This is a genomic window from Agrilactobacillus fermenti, assembly GCF_021030645.1.
Lineage (GTDB): Bacteria > Bacillota > Bacilli > Lactobacillales > Lactobacillaceae > Agrilactobacillus > Agrilactobacillus fermenti.
On sequence record NZ_JACGCJ010000013.1, the window covers coordinates 40,919 to 57,897 of the forward strand.

19 protein-coding genes are annotated in these 16,979 nt (G+C 38.2%); 1 reads left to right on the forward strand and 18 read right to left on the reverse strand.

The annotated features are described in order from the left end of the window. The first annotated feature begins 13 nt into the window (after positions 1-13). Complete coding sequence (locus FHQ08_RS06155) at positions 14-1,840, forward strand: monovalent cation:proton antiporter family protein (RefSeq protein WP_230913521.1); 1,827 nt, start codon at positions 14-16, stop codon at positions 1,838-1,840. 72 nt (positions 1,841-1,912) lie between these two features. Here the strand turns inward: FHQ08_RS06155 and FHQ08_RS06160 are convergent, their stop codons facing one another. The 18 genes from FHQ08_RS06160 to comGA all read right to left on the reverse strand — a co-directional run bounded on the left by FHQ08_RS06160 (position 1,913) and on the right by comGA (position 16,902). Next, the gene (locus tag FHQ08_RS06160; RefSeq protein ID WP_230913522.1) at positions 1,913-2,488 is read right to left on the reverse strand and encodes a hypothetical protein; all 576 of its coding nucleotides are present in this window, start codon (positions 2,486-2,488) and stop codon (positions 1,913-1,915) included. A 29-nt stretch (positions 2,489-2,517) separates the two neighbouring features. Further along, on the reverse strand, positions 2,518-3,747 hold the full coding sequence (locus FHQ08_RS06165) for an ABC transporter permease (protein WP_230913523.1): 1,230 nt from the start codon (positions 3,745-3,747) through the stop codon (positions 2,518-2,520). After that, entirely contained in the window at positions 3,744-4,427 is a 684-nt protein-coding gene (locus FHQ08_RS06170; protein WP_230913559.1) for an ABC transporter ATP-binding protein, read from the reverse strand. The genes FHQ08_RS06165 and FHQ08_RS06170 overlap by 4 nt, the downstream gene beginning before the upstream one ends. Continuing rightward, the gene (locus FHQ08_RS06175; protein ID WP_230913524.1) at positions 4,420-5,526 is read right to left on the reverse strand and encodes an efflux RND transporter periplasmic adaptor subunit; all 1,107 of its coding nucleotides are present in this window, start codon (positions 5,524-5,526) and stop codon (positions 4,420-4,422) included. The genes FHQ08_RS06170 and FHQ08_RS06175 overlap by 8 nt, the downstream gene beginning before the upstream one ends. A 315-nt stretch (positions 5,527-5,841) precedes the next feature. Continuing rightward, complete coding sequence (locus FHQ08_RS06180) at positions 5,842-6,528, reverse strand: helix-turn-helix domain-containing protein (RefSeq protein WP_230913525.1); 687 nt, start codon at positions 6,526-6,528, stop codon at positions 5,842-5,844. A 323-nt stretch (positions 6,529-6,851) separates the two neighbouring features. Beyond that, entirely contained in the window at positions 6,852-7,136 is a 285-nt protein-coding gene (locus tag FHQ08_RS06185; protein ID WP_230913526.1) for a hypothetical protein, read from the reverse strand. Between the two features lie 85 nt (positions 7,137-7,221). Beyond that, complete coding sequence (locus tag FHQ08_RS06190; protein WP_407929191.1) at positions 7,222-8,598, reverse strand: amino acid permease; 1,377 nt, start codon at positions 8,596-8,598, stop codon at positions 7,222-7,224. Beyond that, complete coding sequence (locus FHQ08_RS06195; RefSeq protein ID WP_230913528.1) at positions 8,588-9,058, reverse strand: hypothetical protein; 471 nt, start codon at positions 9,056-9,058, stop codon at positions 8,588-8,590. Before FHQ08_RS06195 ends, FHQ08_RS06190 begins: the two co-directional genes overlap by 11 nt. Before the next feature lie 174 nt (positions 9,059-9,232). Then, a complete protein-coding gene (ald, locus tag FHQ08_RS06200; RefSeq protein WP_230913529.1) occupies positions 9,233-10,351 on the reverse strand; it encodes an alanine dehydrogenase in 1,119 nt (372 codons plus the stop codon). A 388-nt stretch (positions 10,352-10,739) separates the two neighbouring features. Next, on the reverse strand, positions 10,740-11,936 hold the full coding sequence (locus FHQ08_RS06205; protein WP_230913530.1) for an acetate/propionate family kinase: 1,197 nt from the start codon (positions 11,934-11,936) through the stop codon (positions 10,740-10,742). A gap of 21 nt (positions 11,937-11,957) precedes the next feature. After that, positions 11,958-12,971: a class I SAM-dependent methyltransferase gene (locus FHQ08_RS06210; protein ID WP_230913531.1), complete on the reverse strand. Its 1,014-nt coding sequence runs from the start codon at positions 12,969-12,971 to the stop codon at positions 11,958-11,960. A 117-nt stretch (positions 12,972-13,088) separates the two neighbouring features. Further along, entirely contained in the window at positions 13,089-13,406 is a 318-nt protein-coding gene (locus FHQ08_RS06215; RefSeq protein WP_230913532.1) for a hypothetical protein, read from the reverse strand. After that, complete coding sequence (locus FHQ08_RS06220) at positions 13,403-13,918, reverse strand: ComGF family competence protein (RefSeq protein ID WP_230913533.1); 516 nt, start codon at positions 13,916-13,918, stop codon at positions 13,403-13,405. Before FHQ08_RS06220 ends, FHQ08_RS06215 begins: the two co-directional genes overlap by 4 nt. After that, positions 13,908-14,180, reverse strand: a complete 273-nt coding sequence (locus FHQ08_RS06225) for a hypothetical protein (RefSeq protein ID WP_230913534.1) — start codon at positions 14,178-14,180, stop codon at positions 13,908-13,910. Before FHQ08_RS06225 ends, FHQ08_RS06220 begins: the two co-directional genes overlap by 11 nt. Next, positions 14,164-14,589 (reverse strand): type II secretion system protein, encoded by a 426-nt coding sequence (locus tag FHQ08_RS06230; RefSeq protein ID WP_230913535.1) that lies wholly within the window; start codon positions 14,587-14,589, stop codon positions 14,164-14,166. Before FHQ08_RS06230 ends, FHQ08_RS06225 begins: the two co-directional genes overlap by 17 nt. Next, entirely contained in the window at positions 14,586-14,939 is a 354-nt protein-coding gene (locus FHQ08_RS06235; RefSeq protein ID WP_230913536.1) for a competence type IV pilus major pilin ComGC, read from the reverse strand. The genes FHQ08_RS06230 and FHQ08_RS06235 overlap by 4 nt, the downstream gene beginning before the upstream one ends. Then, entirely contained in the window at positions 14,940-15,971 is a 1,032-nt protein-coding gene (locus tag FHQ08_RS06240; RefSeq protein WP_230913537.1) for a type II secretion system F family protein, read from the reverse strand. Further along, positions 15,925-16,902 carry a competence type IV pilus ATPase ComGA gene (gene comGA / locus FHQ08_RS06245; protein ID WP_230913538.1) on the reverse strand — a complete coding sequence of 326 codons (978 nt, stop codon included), beginning with the start codon at positions 16,900-16,902 and terminating at the stop codon, positions 15,925-15,927. The genes FHQ08_RS06240 and comGA overlap by 47 nt, the downstream gene beginning before the upstream one ends. Positions 16,903-16,979 lie beyond the last annotated feature (77 nt).

Here is a 16,979-nt window from a genome sequence, read left to right on the forward strand (position 1 = left end):
AAGGAGGCTCATTTTGGAAGATCTATCATTTCTAATCGTTATTTTTACGGCTTTAGCCACCCCATTGTTGTTAGCTAAATTCCACATTTCAAATTTACCCACGGCTGTTGCCGAGATTCTTGTTGGGATTATTCTCGGTAAAAGTCTACTAAATATCATACACGTGAACAGCACCTTAAATCAATTATCATCATTAGGTGTCATAATTCTATTATTTTTAAGCGGTATGGAAATCGACTTTACCTTATTTAAACCGCAAGTCGGTAAAGATAAACAATTTTGGACGCCACTTAAAATCGCCAGCAGCAGCTTTATAATCATTGTTGTCCTAGCCACTGGTCTAGCATACATCTTAAAACTTTTGGGCCTGTTTACAGAATTGCCATTAGCGGCCATTATTTTTGCCACGATTGCCCTTGGTATTGTGATTGCCGCTTTGAAGGAACAAGAACTATTAAGTAAACCGCTAGGACAGACGCTGCTTTTGATTGCTGCCCTAGGTGAAGTGATTCCCCTGACAGCCCTCACGATTTACGCTTCCCTGCACAGTGCCCACGCAGAACGTGTCTGGCTGATCGCCTTAATTTTTTTGGCCGCGATTTTTCTGCTGGCCCGTTCGCGTCGAATTTACCATTTCTTTGAAGCTATTGATAAATCGACGACACAATTAGATATTCGACTGGCATTTTTCTTGATCATTGCATTAGTTTCTATTGCTGAAGGTGTGGGTGCTGAAAATATCCTGGGAGCCTTTTTAGCTGGGATCGTGATGAAACTTTTACGACCAAAGGAGGAAACGCAAAACAAACTGACTTCGTTAGGCTATGGCTTTTTCATTCCAATTTTTTTCATTATGACTGGCGTCAAGTTAAATATTCGCGCCCTATTTGCTGATCCGCAAGCTTTGACGTTGATTCCAGTTTTCCTACTGGGGTTCATGTTAGCTAAGCTACCGATTTATTGGATTTTACGACGGCGCTTTAAAAATAGTAACGCCTGGGCGGGTACTTTTCTAAGTACCACGACGATTACGATCGTCTTGCCTGCTTTACAAGTAGGTCGGAATTTAAAAGTAATCACCGAAGCCCAGTCTGGTGCCTTCACGTTAGCTGCAATTATTGTCTGTGTCCTATTTCCAGTTTTGTTTAACAAATTTCATCAACCAGAACCAGAGGACCTTAAGAAGACAAAGGTTAATTTTATTGGTGCCAATTTGATTACCGTGCCGATTGCTCAGCAATTGATCAAGGGTTGGTATGATGTTACGTTATTCACCGACCGTGAAGATAATTACCGGACTTACAATTCTGAAGCCAATATTGTTTTCTTAGACAACTTAACTCAAGCCGCGTTGATTGAACACCAGGCTTTTGATACCGATGTTATTGTGATGGCTTATGCCGATCATGAACGAAATTATGAGCTCTCGCAATGGGCTCTAGATGAAAATGTCCCTCGTATCATCGCCCGCTTCGAAACTAAAAATGTCGCAAATGATCAATATGATCGCTTAACAGAACAAGGCGTGGAAGTTTTCAATACTTTTGAAGCTAATATTTCCATGTTACGAAGCATGATCGAAGCCCCTGCGACCTTTAAAATCATTACGGATACCGATTCAGGTCTCTTTGAAGTCACCGTTAATAACCGACGCTTCACAGGTCTGGAGATCAAGAATTTACCATTTATTAATGATATTACCATTGCCCGAATTTATCGCAATCATGAGTTCTTTGCACCTCATGGTGATACAGAACTTCAACAAGGCGATCATCTGATTTTTACCGGTAACAAAACTATAATTCGTAATATTCGACAACAATTAGAGATTGAAAATTAAATTTCTCCAGCTAAAAAAGAAGCGTCTGGAAACAAGGCATTAGTCTTGTACCCGAACGCTTCTTTTGTCATTTTAAAGTGAATACTTGCTAAAGATTGGCATTAAAGCAATTACCAGTTGGACAACAAACACTACTGTGATAATCCAATAGCCAACTTGTAGGTCCTTTACTAAATATTTGAAGAAGCCATACAATAAACCAATCGTAACCAAAATTTGAATGACCGTGACCACTATTGTAAATGTAGTATCCACAATTTGATGTTGCTCGATCAGCATGGCAATAATATTGATTAATTGTGAAACAATCAAAGAAATGGCGGTGCTAATATAAAAGCTACGTTTAGCGAGCTGATTGATTTCTTTAGTCATGGTCCTTTTTTTGATCGACATTACAATATAATACAGTAGGAATTGTAAGTACACGGTCACAAATAAACCAATGACAATCCCGATCGCACCGCTTATTGAACCAATCACAGCAATCATTGCTCCACCATTACTGCCTACTTTACCTAACGCTTCATGAACTTTAGGATCGGGAAATAGAAATAAGGAAAAGAACAAAGTCAACAAACTTGTCAAAGCCATGATGATCATAAACATACGTGTATCTGATACTGATGCATTGTTGAACCATTTTTTCATGGAACACGCTCCTTTGTACTGGGTAAATCTTAACGAATAATATCGATCAAATCTTTCTTGCTGGCACTAGATGCTGGCATGACCCCAAATACAAGCCCAACGAACGTGGAAACCCCAAATGCAAGTAAGAAGGAACTAAAATCAACACTGATCGGGAATGGTAGTGCTAATCCTATCAGAGCAGCAATGGCTAACCCTAATAGGTACCCCACCAGACCACCAATAATTGTTAAAGTTGCACTTTCCAATAAAAATTGCATTTTAATATTACTTTGTGTCGCACCCATTGCTCGACGAATCCCAATTTCAGTCGTTCGTTCAGCAACAGAAATATACATCATATTCATGACCCCAACACCGGCAATAAATAGTGAGATCCCTGCGATAGCTGCAATAAACGTTGTCACTGCCCCTAAGACTTTCCCAATACTATCAGTTGCCTGTGAAGGATCATTTGCTTCATACTTACCACTATTCCGTTGCGTCCCTGTTGCTTTTAGCTGCTTAACGGCTTCATTGAGTACTTTAGATGTTTTTTGCCCCTTGGTAATTGTAATGGATAAGGTGTTGCTCGTATTTCCTTTACCACGGCTATACTGAGCATAAGTCTGTTTTGGCACCTGAATATTGGCATACTGCAATTGACTCTCAGTGGACGTACTTAGATTAAAAGAAAAATTGACAGGTTCCCGTACACCAACAACTTCATACAGTTCTCCATCTACATCAATCCCCCGGCCAAGAGCAGCACGGCTATTCCCAAAAACACCTTTGGCTAAATCGGTATCGATCACAGCAACTTGCCGTTGTAAAAGATCATCCTGTGGTCTTAAAGCTCGACCATATTTAACAGCAGTACCTTTTTTACTGACCAAACCGATAACTTGCGACTGCATCTTACCATTGACATTATATGTCTGTTCAAAAATATTCTGATCCGTTTCTTTTTCAATCTTTGCCTTTTTAACACCAGAGATGCCTTCAACCAAAATAGCATCAGACTGATCAAAGCCCACCATTGAAGAACTAACCTCATCATCAGACTGATTGTTAGGCGTAAAAACAATCGTGCCTTGAGTTTCACCACGCGCATTGCTCGTCAGTTGTTTAGTCGTCCAATTTGAAAACCCATGGCCAATTGCCAAAATTGTGACAACAGCTGCGATCCCAATAACGATGCCGACCATGGTTAGGATACTACGCCGCTTATTTTTAAAAATCGACCGTAATGCTGTCTCCCATACTTCTTGAAATCTCATACTTCCACCTGCTTATCCGACGTAATTGCACCGTCAAAAATTGTGATCAACCGGTCGCCGTATTCTGATACACGTTTATCATGGGTTACAAGCAAAACTGTGGTGCCTTCATCTTCATTCAACTTTTTGAAAATTGCCATGATTTCACTAGATGTTTTTGAATCTAATGCACCGGTGGGTTCATCAGCCAAAACAAACTTAGGTTTATGCACAATAGCCCGTGCAATGGCTACCCGCTGCTGCTGCCCCCCTGATAATTCATTAGGGATCTTAGTGGCACTATTCGGTAATCCAACCTTTTCTAAAGCTTCTAAAACAATCGGTTTGGCCTCTCTTTTAGACATGCCGCCATATAGCAACGGCAATTCAACGTTTTCCAAGATTGTATTGTTCTGGATCAATTTAAAATTTTGGAAAACAAAACCAACACTTTGATTACGTAAACGCGACAAGGTTCGGTCATCGATTGTATCGTATGACTGACCATCGAATTGGTATTCACCCTCAAATGAACGGTCAATAAAGCCCAACACATTGATCAACGACGTCTTACCAGCGCCTGAAGGTCCCATAATTGAAACAAACTCTCCGGAATCAATACTCAAATTGATGTTTTTGAGCACATGAAACTGACTATCCCCATTTTGGTAGTATTTATTTACATTTTTTAGGTTAATCAGCACTACTGTTGACCTCCTGTCCAGATTTCATATTCTTATCAGGATTGGCCACAATTTTATCTTTCAAATCTAATCCGTTATCCAAGTAAGTGACACCATTGTCTTTGCTGACACGGACTTCAGTTTTGACTGCCTTATTTTTGACAACTCGATAAACATAACTCTTACCTTTTTCTTTAACAATTGCGGCACTCGGGATACGAATGGTATTTTGTGGTACCTTAATTTGAACATTGAAGCCATTGACCAAGCGTTGATCAATTTTAACCGTAAATTTATAGTAAGAAACACTACTACTTGAAGTCCCGGCACCCGCACCACCGGCAGTTGCAGCTGTAGCACTTGAACCAGCCCCACTTTGAGTTGGCACGTTATCAACACTTAAGATCGTACCCTTCAATTTAGCACCTGAACTAATTGGCAATACAGTCACTTGTGTCTGTGGGCGAATTTTGGCATAGTCGTATTCAGAAATCTGACCATTAATTACTTGACCATCACTGATAATTTTCATTGATGGCATCCCTGTTGTTGTGTTAGCGGTATCATCAAGTGAAATCGTGCCTGAAATAGAAGCTTTTACAATCGGATTCAACCGATTTTGGAGATTACTTACCTGAGTTTCGCCTTGTGAAACGGCTAATTCATCTTGGGATAATTGGTTCCGCGCTTGCTGGATGCCTGACTGATCTTGAGCACCAGCTGTCGCTTGCTGTGCCTGGTTCAAAGCTTGTTGGTCCTGTTGCATGGCTAAACGTGCTTTGGCTAAACTAGCTTGTGCTTCATATAATTGGTCTTCAGCTGAACTATCATGCAATGTCATCAAGACTTGTCCAGCTTCAACATGCTGTCCATCTTGAACGTTGATCTGCGATAAAGTTAAAGTGCCAGATACTGGTGTCGTAACATCCACCGTATTATCTGAGGCGATTTGTCCCTTGAGTAGTAATGGAGAATCACGCTTGATTGTTACGATTTGATAATTTGTGTGGTTGCTAGAACGACTGCGAGCAATACCAATTCCAATCATTGCAATGATAAGTACCACCACAATCACCAATCCAATAATAAATCCGCGCTTTTTAAAAACTGACTTCATCAATGTTGCCTCCATAAATTAATCTACAATGTATTCTTGTTCTAGATTACAGTAAAAAATAGTATCTGTCATTGAATTTCGAAATAATTTTGAATTTTTCAGGCTTAAAATACGTTTATCACCAAATCGCAACAAAAAAATATTTTTTTGTCATTATCGTCAAAGTATGCATGTTCATTAAAATCACTAAATGCTGACCCTTTGCTTAAGTATTCACTTATCAAAGATCGAACGATCCATCTTTGGGCATCACGAAAAAAATAAGCCAAAGGATTTCCCCTTGGCCTATTGCTGGATTGACACAGTGATGTTTGATTATCTGCTCTTTAATTCTTGAATATAGCGATAGATTGTTGGCTCTGAAACCTGTAAAGCACGGGCAACATCAGATACAGAGTACTTCATATTAAAGACGCCCTCTTTATTCAGTTGCGCAACAATTTTACGACGGTCACGTGCCTTAAAATTCTCTTGATCAATGCCATAACTTAAAACAATTTGATCTATTTTATCGCGAACCATCTGGTGAACCTTATCTGCAAAACTAAGCTCTTCTTGCTTTTTGGCTTTACGTCCTATAGCAACTTCATTGCTCAAGCTATTCACAACTTCAGCATCCAATTGATATAGTTTAGCCAGATTTGTACTTACACGCAAAAGTGACATAAATGGGGATACATCTGTGATCACACTAATTGCAAATTCTGAATGCTCTCGTCCCATTAATAAAATTGATAAATTAACAGTTTTATGTTTCAAATTAAACTGTTCATGGAATTGCTTCAAGCCACTATTTACTGCTGCTTGAATACGGTCAAGTATGACATCTGGCGTCTTATCACCTTCACGCGCATCAACGATACTGCCATTTTTCACCTGAACAACTGGAAAATCACCTGTTCTCAGCCCCGTTAAAATAATATCACTATTTCTACCTTGTATTCTACCGATATATTCTACTAAATTGTTATAATCCACTTGTTGTGTTTCTCCTAATGTCATAGTTTTCCACATCCTATGAATGTTTCTTGTATTGTGTCACAGAAAATCTTGATGTTAATTTGTATTACTTCATTAATGATACTTGACTTGTATCACCCGTTGCAAATTCTATTTTCACCTCCGAAAATATAAATTTGAACGCACATACTAAAATAACATAGTTTAGCCAAAAAAATCAATAATAATATTATATTTTAACATTTTATATAAAAATATAGTTGTGTACAATTTTAAAACATCAAATTATATTAATAATATCAAGAAAAGAAGCTAGTATGTCAGATCAACCAACACACTAGCTTCACAAAAGTTTCATTATTAAATTAATAAACAGGCTTATTTAATGCCTGATGTTTTTCATCGGCATTAACTTCATCGATTACCTCAGTCAACACGTCATGTGCCAACAGTTTTGCGCGAATTGTTGTCGGTGTTTTGGCTTCATCCCCGTCTAAAAACGCAACATGCTTCATTTTAAAATCTTCATACTCATTAGTATCAACTACATTAGCGCCTAAATCACTTCTTAATTGTGTTTCTGCTTTTTGCTGATCATCACTAAAAATAAAACTTGATTTGTAACCCACTGAACCTAACCATGCTTGCATTATTCATATGCCCCCTGCAATTTACTTATTAAATGCATTATAGGCATATTTAAAATAAAGGCAAGTTTAAAAGTTTCAATTCGAATTAAGACTGTTCTCTTTTTAAAATATGGGTATGTCGTATACCTAGCAGCATCATGATCAACAGCCAAATAATGGAAGCTATTGCTGCCGTCAAAGTAGAGCGATTGATCAAGAGAACGACTAAGACAATTGCTAAGAAGATCAGCACAAAATAATCAGCAAACGGAAATAGCGGCGATTTGAAAACACTTTTAGCTGAATTAGCGCTATGTTTGTAACGCAAGTGCGTGACAACAATACTACCCCAAATAAAAATGAAAGTTGTTGTCGCCACCGATGTAATAAAAGTAAAAACAGATTCAGGAATTACAATGTTTAACAAAACTGAAATCGCAATAACCACTGATGAAAAAATTAAGGCAACAGCAGGCACCTTTTGTTTGGATAATGTCCCTAATGGTTTTAACAACTTAGACTTGGTGTCATAAGTCAAAGAATAAAGCATCCGTCCAGTACTAAAGACAGCACTATTGCAAGCAGAAGCAGCCGCGGTGATGACCACAAAATTAATAATATCAGCCGCAGCTCGAATCCCAACATTTTGAAAGACTAGCACAAAGGGACTTTGATCTGGTAACACCCGATTCCAAGGAAAGATCGAAATAATAACAAATAAAGCACCAACATAAAACAAAATGATTCTTATCGGAATATTATCGATCGCCACTGGCAATACCTTATCAGGATCCTGAGTTTCAGAAGCAGTCAGACCGACTAACTCGATCCCAACAAAACTGAATACTACCATCTGAAACGAAAACAAAAAGCCTTTGAAACCTTTAGGAAAAAAACCACCATAATTGATGATATTACTAAAACTGGCATGACCAGCATTGGTTTTATAATGCGTAAAAATCATGAATAGACCCACGCCAATCAATAGTAAAATTGCAACGATCTTGATCAGTGCAAACCAAAATTCTGTCTCCCCAAAAGCGCCTACGGTTATCAGATTCAGCAACAATAAAATTGCTAGTAAAATCAAACCCGGTAACCACTGCGGCACTTGAGGCAACCAAAACTTGATATACAAACCCACAGCGGTGATTTCGGACATAGCAATTGCGACCCAGCAAAACCAATAAGTCCACCCCGCAACAAAGCCAGCTGTTTCACCCAAGTATTCACGAATAAATTCAACATAAGAATGATAGTTTAAATTAGAAAGTAATAATTCACCCAATGCCCGCATTAGAAAAAAACAGGCAATCCCCGTGATCAGGTAAGCCAGCACAATCGAGGGCCCAGCATAATTGATTGCTTTACCAGAACCTAAGAACAAGCCAGTCCCAATCGTCCCGCCAATGGCAATCAACTGAACATGCCGATTCTTTAAGTTACGCGCCATCTCTGGCTCTTGTTTATGCTCAATCATGATTTTCCTCCATCATTTCCACTTCAATTCGTTTATCTGGAATGCTATGTTCCCTTAAGAATTGCTGCAACATTTGCGGTGAAGCTTTGAAGCGTAATTTTATTCGCTGCAAAGTTCCAAACTGACAAACAACCTGAGTATCTTGCGGTTTTAGTTGAATGATCTGGATATGGGTCACTAGTGGGTAGGGTTTTACAGCGTTTAGACCACCAATGACGCCCCAATTCGATAAACCCCTTTGCCAACAAGCAAACACTAAAAAAGCGATGCCGATAAAAATATTGCTGCTAGCATCTATGAGGTCAGTATTAAAATATTTGATTGAGCCAAACGAAAGCCCAGCAATTATAATACCAATTGTCAATCTAAGCCAATTCATTCGACTACGGAATTTTAATTTCAACAAATCAAGGCCCAAAATCACCAGTAAAACAACTGACATCAATAAATAAACATAATCCAATATTCCCATGTTCTCATCCAATCAATTAAATTAAAAAAACATACCAAAGAGTAATTTTACAGCAACTTTTAATCATTTAATAGTATAAATGAAAAAACTCTTTTACTGCTTTATTAAATTTTAATAATAAGGCAAGATAAAAGAGTTTCTTAAATCAGTTTTAGAATGCTACGATTATTGTTTGACAGCGGATTCATTAAAAGGAATATAAGACCGCTCGAGGCTGGTAGCCACAGCTTGATCTGTAATGTGGCCATCATAGGTGTTGATCCCGGTTAAAATAGTTGGATTATTTTGCGCCGCAGCAACAATACCCTGTTTGGCAATTTGGACAGCATACGGAATCGTGACACTGGTTAAAGCATCTGTCGCTGTTTTAGGTACGGCACCAGGAATGTTGGCAACCGCGTAATGTAACACCTCATGCTTAACATAAATAGGATCATCAAAAGTACTAGCATGATCGGTAGTTTCAAAAATCCCACCTTGATCAATTGGAATATCTACGATCACTGATCCAGGCGCCATGCTTGCAATCATTTCTTCTGTTACTAGCGTAGGTGCCTTAGCTCCCGGAATTAAAACAGCCCCAATAACTAAATCTGACCGCTTAACAGTTTCGGCAATGTTCGCATGATTAGAGAATAATGTTTTAATATTACCGGCAAACAAATCGTCAATGCGCGCTAAAGCACTAGGATTAATATCCAAAATTGTAACGTCCGCGCCTAAGCCTAAAGCTGTTTTCGCAGCATTGAAGCCAACAGTACCAGCCCCAATAACTGTCACACGTCCGTTACGGACACCTGGTACACCAGAGAGTAGCAAACCCTTACCACCATACTGTTCTTGTAAGAATTGAGCTCCAATTAAAATCGACATCCGTCCAGCAACTTCACTCATAGGGACCAGGGCTGGTAACCCACCATCTCGCCCAACCATCGTTTCATAGCCGATAGCAGTCACCTTAGCAGCCAATAACGCATCTGTCAAAGTTGGATTAGGTGCTAGATGTAGATAAGTATAGAGAATTAGGCCAGGTCGAAAATACTTATATTCCTCAGCTAACGGTTCTTTGACCTTGATGACCATATCCGCCTGCCAAGCATCAGCTGCCGAAACAATTTTTGCACCGGCGGCTTTATAAGCATCATCAGAATACCCAGCGCCAATGCCAGCACCAGTTTCAACTAAAACTTCCTGACCAGCATGAATTAAATTCGTGACACCGGCTGGCGTAATGCCAACTCGATTTTCATTATTTTTAATTTCTCTGGGAATGCCAATAATCATGATAACAAACTCCTCTCCTAGCTTGTTCAACAACAAAACCAACAAAAAAGTTATAATACGATAATTCTAATCTTCAACCAAATTCATTGTATTATAGCCCATTTTATTTTACAAAACATACGCTCAAGGAATTTTATATTGCATTCGACCTCATGAGCGTAATCTTAAAGCTAAGTTTAAATTCAATACCATGATCATAAAAATAGTGGCTGAAAACAAAACGTTAGTTTTGTCTCAGCCACACGACTATTTGTTGTTTAAATGTGTTTTAAAGAGCAGCGACCTAACGATGAATCGCTCAAATGGAAAAGGCCACTATTAGTGTGACCCTTGTTATTGCCCGATCACTGAAGGCATTTATCTCACTTCCGTTTATTTTAGAAGTCTCCTATGCTTTGATATTTCCTAAAGTAACTGTATCCCGAGCAATCATCAACTCTTCATTAGTTGGGACTAACAAAATATTGATCTTAGAATCATCAGCGCTGATGATTCGATCTTTGGCCATAATATTGTTCCGGTCGGCATCGAGTTTTGCACCAATAAAGCCTAGTTTATCAACGATTCTAGCACGCATCTTAATATCATTTTCACCCATGCCAGCTGTAAATACCAATGTATCTAAGCCACCCATAATAGCAACATAGGAACCAATGTATTTAACGATACGATTGACGAAAATATCAATCGCAAGTTTTGATTCAGGACGTTCATCACGAGTTTCTTCCAATTCACGCATATCTGGTGATAAACCGGAAATGCCTAATAGGCCTGATTTTTTATTCAAAATATCGATCATATCTTCGGGATCAGTAATGTTTAGTTTTTGCATCAGAAAGGCAACTAAAGAAGCATCAATATCACCGGAACGCGTGCTCATTGTAACTCCAGCTAATGGCGTAAAACCCATCGAAGTATCTAGCGATTTACCATCTTTAACAGCCGTCACTGACACCCCACTGCCCATGTGGAGCGTAATCATTTTTTGTGATGCTAGAGGTACATTCAACAATTTAGCAGCATGCTGGCTGACGTAACGATGGCTCGTCCCATGGGCACCATACTTACGAGCCCCATATTTTTTATAATATTCCATAGGGATACTGTATAAAAAGTTCTCTTCTGGCATCGTTGTATGGAAAGATGTATCAAAGACAGCGACTTCAGGAACATCTGGTAAGATTTTGCGAAAAGCCTCAATACCCTTAGCTTCAGCTGGATTATGTAGCGGGGCATATTCTGCAAGTTCCTTAATTTTTTGCAAATTCTCATCATCAACTAATGCAGAAGATTTGAAAAATTCGCCGCCAGCAACAACTCGATGGCCGACACCATTGATCTCAGAAAAGTCTTTAATAATATCTAGATCGATCAACGTATCCATTAACTTTTTGACAGCGATTTCTTGATTAGGAATATCACCGGTCTCTTTAGTTTTTTTACCATTAAATTTAACGGTAAAAACTGAATTTGATAAACCTAATCGATCAACCATTCCTTCAGCAATGACTGTTTCCTCGGGCATGGTAAATAACTTCCATTTTAATGTCGAACTACCGGCATTGACAGCTAAGATCTTTGACATATGAACCCCTCTATTCTTTCTCTATTTACTAAAATATTTTTGGCGCCAAGCGATCAATTCTTGACGGAACTTTTGCAAACCCGCTTTATCGTTAAAATCTGGCAAATCTCCAAGCAGCACCTGTCCTACTTGTTGCGCGTCAGAACCATGCTTTTGGACGATCAATATCGACTTGCGACTGGCTTCGTCACGAAACAGCTTGGCTGGCAAATTTAATAAACCTTGAAAATAAGCTGTCGTTGTTAAAAACTCAGTTAGTTGCTTGGCTTCATCACTTTGAAAAATAGTTGTTGGAATTACAAAAAAGCCCAATCCTCCCGCTTTTAGTGCATGGATACTTTGCTCAATCATCAAATGATGAACATAGGCATGACCACTTTTAGCGCGAGTTTTAAAGTTTTTAGTATTTGCATCAATTGGATAATAGCCTACTGGTAAATCCGATACCACTAAATCAACATCTTTCGCCAAAACTGGCATAATAGCATCTTGATGGTATAAATCTAAATTGATCAGCAGCCATTGACTAAATACAGCAGCCAATTCAAGAAGTAGATCGTCATTATCAATACCAATGCCCTGCAAAGAAATATCTTGATCTTGCTGTAACTGCTGCATAACTGTCAATATCAAATTGCCACTTCCAACAGCAATATCAAATACATGTCCTTGATCCGGTAGAGCAGTTAATTCATCCACTAAAAAGGCAATTAATGCTCCAATGGCATCTGGTGTTATTTGTTTATTTGGTTCGACTTTATCCGTTTGTATACCCTTAAAAGCCAATAACTGCAAAGTTTGTCGTCGTGTTTGCAAGTCAAATTGATCTAAATCCAGCTTTTGATAAAGCGCTTTAATTTTTGCAATTGTCTCACTTGTCGGTCGCTCATTTTCTACCTTTACGTTTTTATGATCTAAAATATTACCTAAATTTTCAGCCAGAGCATCCAAATAGGTCGTATTTAAATCTTTTCGTAAAAATTCGTTAGATTGGTCTAGTAAATCAAAAAGTCGCTTGACTGGTCGCTCAGTCAAATTCATCACCTCAGGTTAAAATCATACTAGTTTATTGTACCGATAGCTGAATTATTTGGCAACTAATTTCATGTTTTTACTTAGAAAAAATATGTCCCACATTGAGTCCCAACCATTTTATTTGTTTGCAGTATCAATATATTTAAAGCGCTCTCTAGATTTCGTATTCTTTAATTGAACTTCACAGTAAACAAACGACCCCTTTTTAGTAAAAATCGCATTACCCAAACTTGTCTCAATTTTAGAAACATGCTGATCCTGGTAAATTGGTCTAGTCAAGTCAAAAACGATTACAGCTTCTTGATGATGTTGAAATTGACGTAACATAATCATCTGTTGATGATAGGTATTCAAACATTGGATACAAATGAAACCAATCAAACTCAGTAAAAATATAACAACTACGAAAATATAACCCGGCTGCTTCCACTTCAACTTGAACTGCTCCTTACTTTCGGACAAAACAATTGATATTGATAATCTTGTCCAGATGCCATTCGTATCCGCATTAAAATATAAGGTTGATGATATTCAAACCGCATCTGGCGGCAGTTTTCTAACAATGGCATGTAACCTTTAGATTCAAAATTTTGTAATAAAATCGTTAGTTTACCGTTACTATTTTTGGGATAATATGGTGCTACTTCTCGCAACTCCCCCACCCCAGTGTTTTTATCATGATGCCAGATTCGCAATTCTTGACTTTTATACTTAGTATTTAGTTGTTCATTAACCAAATTGATCGATACAAATTCACAGCGTTCGAGATAGTGATCCAGTTGGATGCAAGCTAAGCGTACACGCCAAGATTCTTGTGTACTTAAGGTTGCAATCTCCATATGATGTTTAGCTAACAGTGTCGTTTGGATCAATATGACACAACAGCAAAGCACAAACAGACTAAGCACCATTTCCACTAATGTAAAAGCAGCTTGCTTAGAACACATAGCACTCAACTCGGTCACCATCTGACCACTGAATTTTTATGCCGCTATCATTGTGGTAAATTTGTTCTGGACGATCCATTGTGGGTTGAGCACCTCGCAAAATATTCACTGCTTGAAAAGTTCGCGTCACCTGATGATTTGCAATTTTTAATTGGTGTCGCGTACTTAAAAAGACGCTTAATAAAACTAATAAGCCAAGAAATATCAAATTTAGACTTACCATATTTTCAGCAAGCAAAATCGCACTACGTTTTTTGTACATGTAAAATACCCCATCCTATTTGAATCTTGTATGTATAGATTTGCCCCGATTCTGTGGTAAAAGATAGCGTTCTCGGCGCAGTTATACCTTCATCACTCATTGCAATTAGCCTATCCTTTGAAGAAATTTTAACTTTGGTGATCGATTTTGGTAATGGAATTGCTTGCTTGGGTCTAGTTTCGATGATAAAGACCACTTGGTGCGGGTCGACCCTAATCCAGGCAGCCCGGTGCGTTAACATGGTTTCATTTAGATAACGCATATATTGCGCTTCAAAATTTTTGAAGAAATAACGTTGCTCTTGCTTAACGCGAATGGCGGGTACAATTGTAAAACTCATTGCGACGATTAAACTTAAAATAAAGATCACAATAATTGATTCTACAAAAGTAAAACCTTGATGTTTCATTCTTTCTTAGGTAGATTAACTTGCCCATTGGCATCAATGGTATATCCTTTTTCGACAGCTTGCTTACGCTGACTCTCATTCAAAAGCTGTGCTTCTTTCAGTTTTTGCCAAGGATCAACTTTTAAATTGGCAACGTCATTGTCCTCCGTATATATATCGACTTGGGTCTGGATGGTTTTCTCAAAAGCAGCATCCACGCGGCTACTGGCATGATTTCTCTGGGCATTGATATTCGGTAAGAATATGATCAAAAGTAAAGCAATTATAAAGATAACAGCAACCATTTCTAATAATGTAAACGCCTTCTTCGATTTAAATAACTCTTTTTTGATACTTAAGTTTTTCAACATTCATACATTCCCCATCGTTTTATAAATTGGTAATAATAACTGCAGATAAATCAAAACAACAATCGAAGCCACAAACAAAAATGCCAATGGCTGAATTAATAGCAATAGGCGATTCAAACGTGCAACTAAAGCTTCAAATAATAATTCACTATAAATATTTAATTCTTCAGCTAATAAAGACAGAGTTGTACCACGTTTCATAAAGATAATTAAATCGTTAGGTAGAATAGGATTAAACGCAACAATCTTTTCTAGTTTTTTACCTTGCGATAATTTACATTTTATGTCTAATGATATTTGAGAAAATAGACTCTCCTTAGATAGGCGACTTAAGGCAAAGAGTAACTCTGATAAATTTAGACCATTCCCAAGCAAAACTGCTAAATTACTACAAACTAAATATTGATAATATTGTAAATAAATCTGACCAATCAACGGTAATTTAACTTTAAACAAAACCCGTTGATACGCATTCAAATAACGATAGCGATAATAAAGAACCCCCATCAAAACTACAAGCATCGTTCCAATGCATGCTGGCACCCAAAAGATCATTTTAGGTAATACCAGTGGTGTTCCGCCCAGATCTTGTAACTGTGGTGTGATAAATAAGCGCATTACTAAGAAACAGCCTAACAGCATCACAACCAATAAAATTGGATAATTCAACAGTTGCCGAATCTTCTTAGTCTGCTTTTGCTTAATTTCCAGCCAATTAGTCACACGCTGTAAACTGACGATTAGTTGCCCATGTTGATCAGCAATAGCTAATTGATCTAAAATTTCCTGATGAATCCCAATTCTTTTAAAAGCTCTTGCCAATGAATCGCCTTGTCGCAACTGCTTCCTTAAGACTTGCAGCCAATTTCGTTGGTCCGGCAAAAAATCCATCATAAATTGCAACGCAATCGCAATTGAAAACCCATTGCGCAACATTTGTCCTAAAATTTGGAATAGCTGAATTTGTTGTTTCAAACTTGGCCGCTTAGCCTTGATAGAAAAGATTGTGAACTGCCGTTGTGATTTTGCCATTGTGTAATAGATGATCCAAGTGATAGTGCCATTGAACAAATACTTGTCTAGGGTTTTGGATCAGTTCAGATAAGGCATTGTCCTTTAAAATGTCACAAAGCAGCCTTAATTCACGATCTGTATCAGGAATTAAGCGTTGGTAGCAAATACCTGTCAGCGCATTTTTTAATAAAACTGGCGTAATCCCAAGATCTAGTAATCGCTCTACCACGCCTCCTGTAGAACGCGCATGCAGTGTCGTTAAGACTAAATGCCCGCTCAAAGCAGCCGTAATGGCGGCTTGGGCTGTTGCCGAATTACGAATTTCGCCAACAATCAAAACATCAGGCCGATGTCGCAAAACACCACTTAACAAAGTCACATAATCCATGGCAGCTGCTTCATTGACTTGTAGTTGTAAAATACGCTCGTCCTTAATTTCAGTTGGATCTTCTACCGCAATGACGGTTTGTGTCTCACTTAATTGCGTTGCTAAATGGTATAGCGTCGTTGTCTTGCCAGAACCTGTTGGTCCAGACAATACCACCAATCCCCGCTGCTGACATAATTCAAATAACGTTTGTTCCTGGCTGGCAACATAGAATTCACTTGATTTCTGTTGGGGATATAAAATTCTAACGACCATTGATTCTCGATTTTCAAAATTACCAATCGTAGATAATCTCAATTGATAAACATGCTTTTGAAATTGATAACTCATTACCCCTGTCTGTGGACGACGATTCTCACTGATATTCATTTGCGCTTGGTATTTCAAATAGTTCAACACACTTAAAATCTCATGATAGCTCCGTCGAGCTACCACTTGTTTATGTTGCTGTACACGTTGGTGGATCTCATAAGTATCAGCTAGCGGTAAAAAATAAACATCCGAGGCTTTATTCAAAATTGCTTGTCCAATAAGGTTTTCTACCGTGGCTTGGATATCCATGTTTTCACCTCCCTTTATAAATAGATACGCAAAAATCACAAAAAAATAAGACCGAGTCCAAAATATTAATTTTGTCT

Coding starts and splice junctions, on each gene's coding strand:
- FHQ08_RS06240 (WP_230913537.1), bottom strand. CDS start 15,971: ATGGCAAAATCACAACGGCAGTTCACAATCTTTTCTATCAAGGCTAAG.
- ald (WP_230913529.1), bottom strand. CDS start 10,351: ATGATTATTGGCATTCCCAGAGAAATTAAAAATAATGAAAATCGAGTT.
- FHQ08_RS06225 (WP_230913534.1), bottom strand. CDS start 14,180: ATGTACAAAAAACGTAGTGCGATTTTGCTTGCTGAAAATATGGTAAGT.
- FHQ08_RS06165 (WP_230913523.1), bottom strand. CDS start 3,747: ATGAGATTTCAAGAAGTATGGGAGACAGCATTACGGTCGATTTTTAAA.
- FHQ08_RS06230 (WP_230913535.1), bottom strand. CDS start 14,589: ATGAAACATCAAGGTTTTACTTTTGTAGAATCAATTATTGTGATCTTT.
- FHQ08_RS06160 (WP_230913522.1), bottom strand. CDS start 2,488: ATGAAAAAATGGTTCAACAATGCATCAGTATCAGATACACGTATGTTT.
- FHQ08_RS06220 (WP_230913533.1), bottom strand. CDS start 13,918: ATGTGTTCTAAGCAAGCTGCTTTTACATTAGTGGAAATGGTGCTTAGT.
- FHQ08_RS06235 (WP_230913536.1), bottom strand. CDS start 14,939: ATGTTGAAAAACTTAAGTATCAAAAAAGAGTTATTTAAATCGAAGAAG.
- comGA (WP_230913538.1), bottom strand. CDS start 16,902: ATGGATATCCAAGCCACGGTAGAAAACCTTATTGGACAAGCAATTTTG.
- FHQ08_RS06185 (WP_230913526.1), bottom strand. CDS start 7,136: ATGCAAGCATGGTTAGGTTCAGTGGGTTACAAATCAAGTTTTATTTTT.
- FHQ08_RS06175 (WP_230913524.1), bottom strand. CDS start 5,526: ATGAAGTCAGTTTTTAAAAAGCGCGGATTTATTATTGGATTGGTGATT.
- FHQ08_RS06180 (WP_230913525.1), bottom strand. CDS start 6,528: ATGACATTAGGAGAAACACAACAAGTGGATTATAACAATTTAGTAGAA.
- FHQ08_RS06205 (WP_230913530.1), bottom strand. CDS start 11,936: ATGTCAAAGATCTTAGCTGTCAATGCCGGTAGTTCGACATTAAAATGG.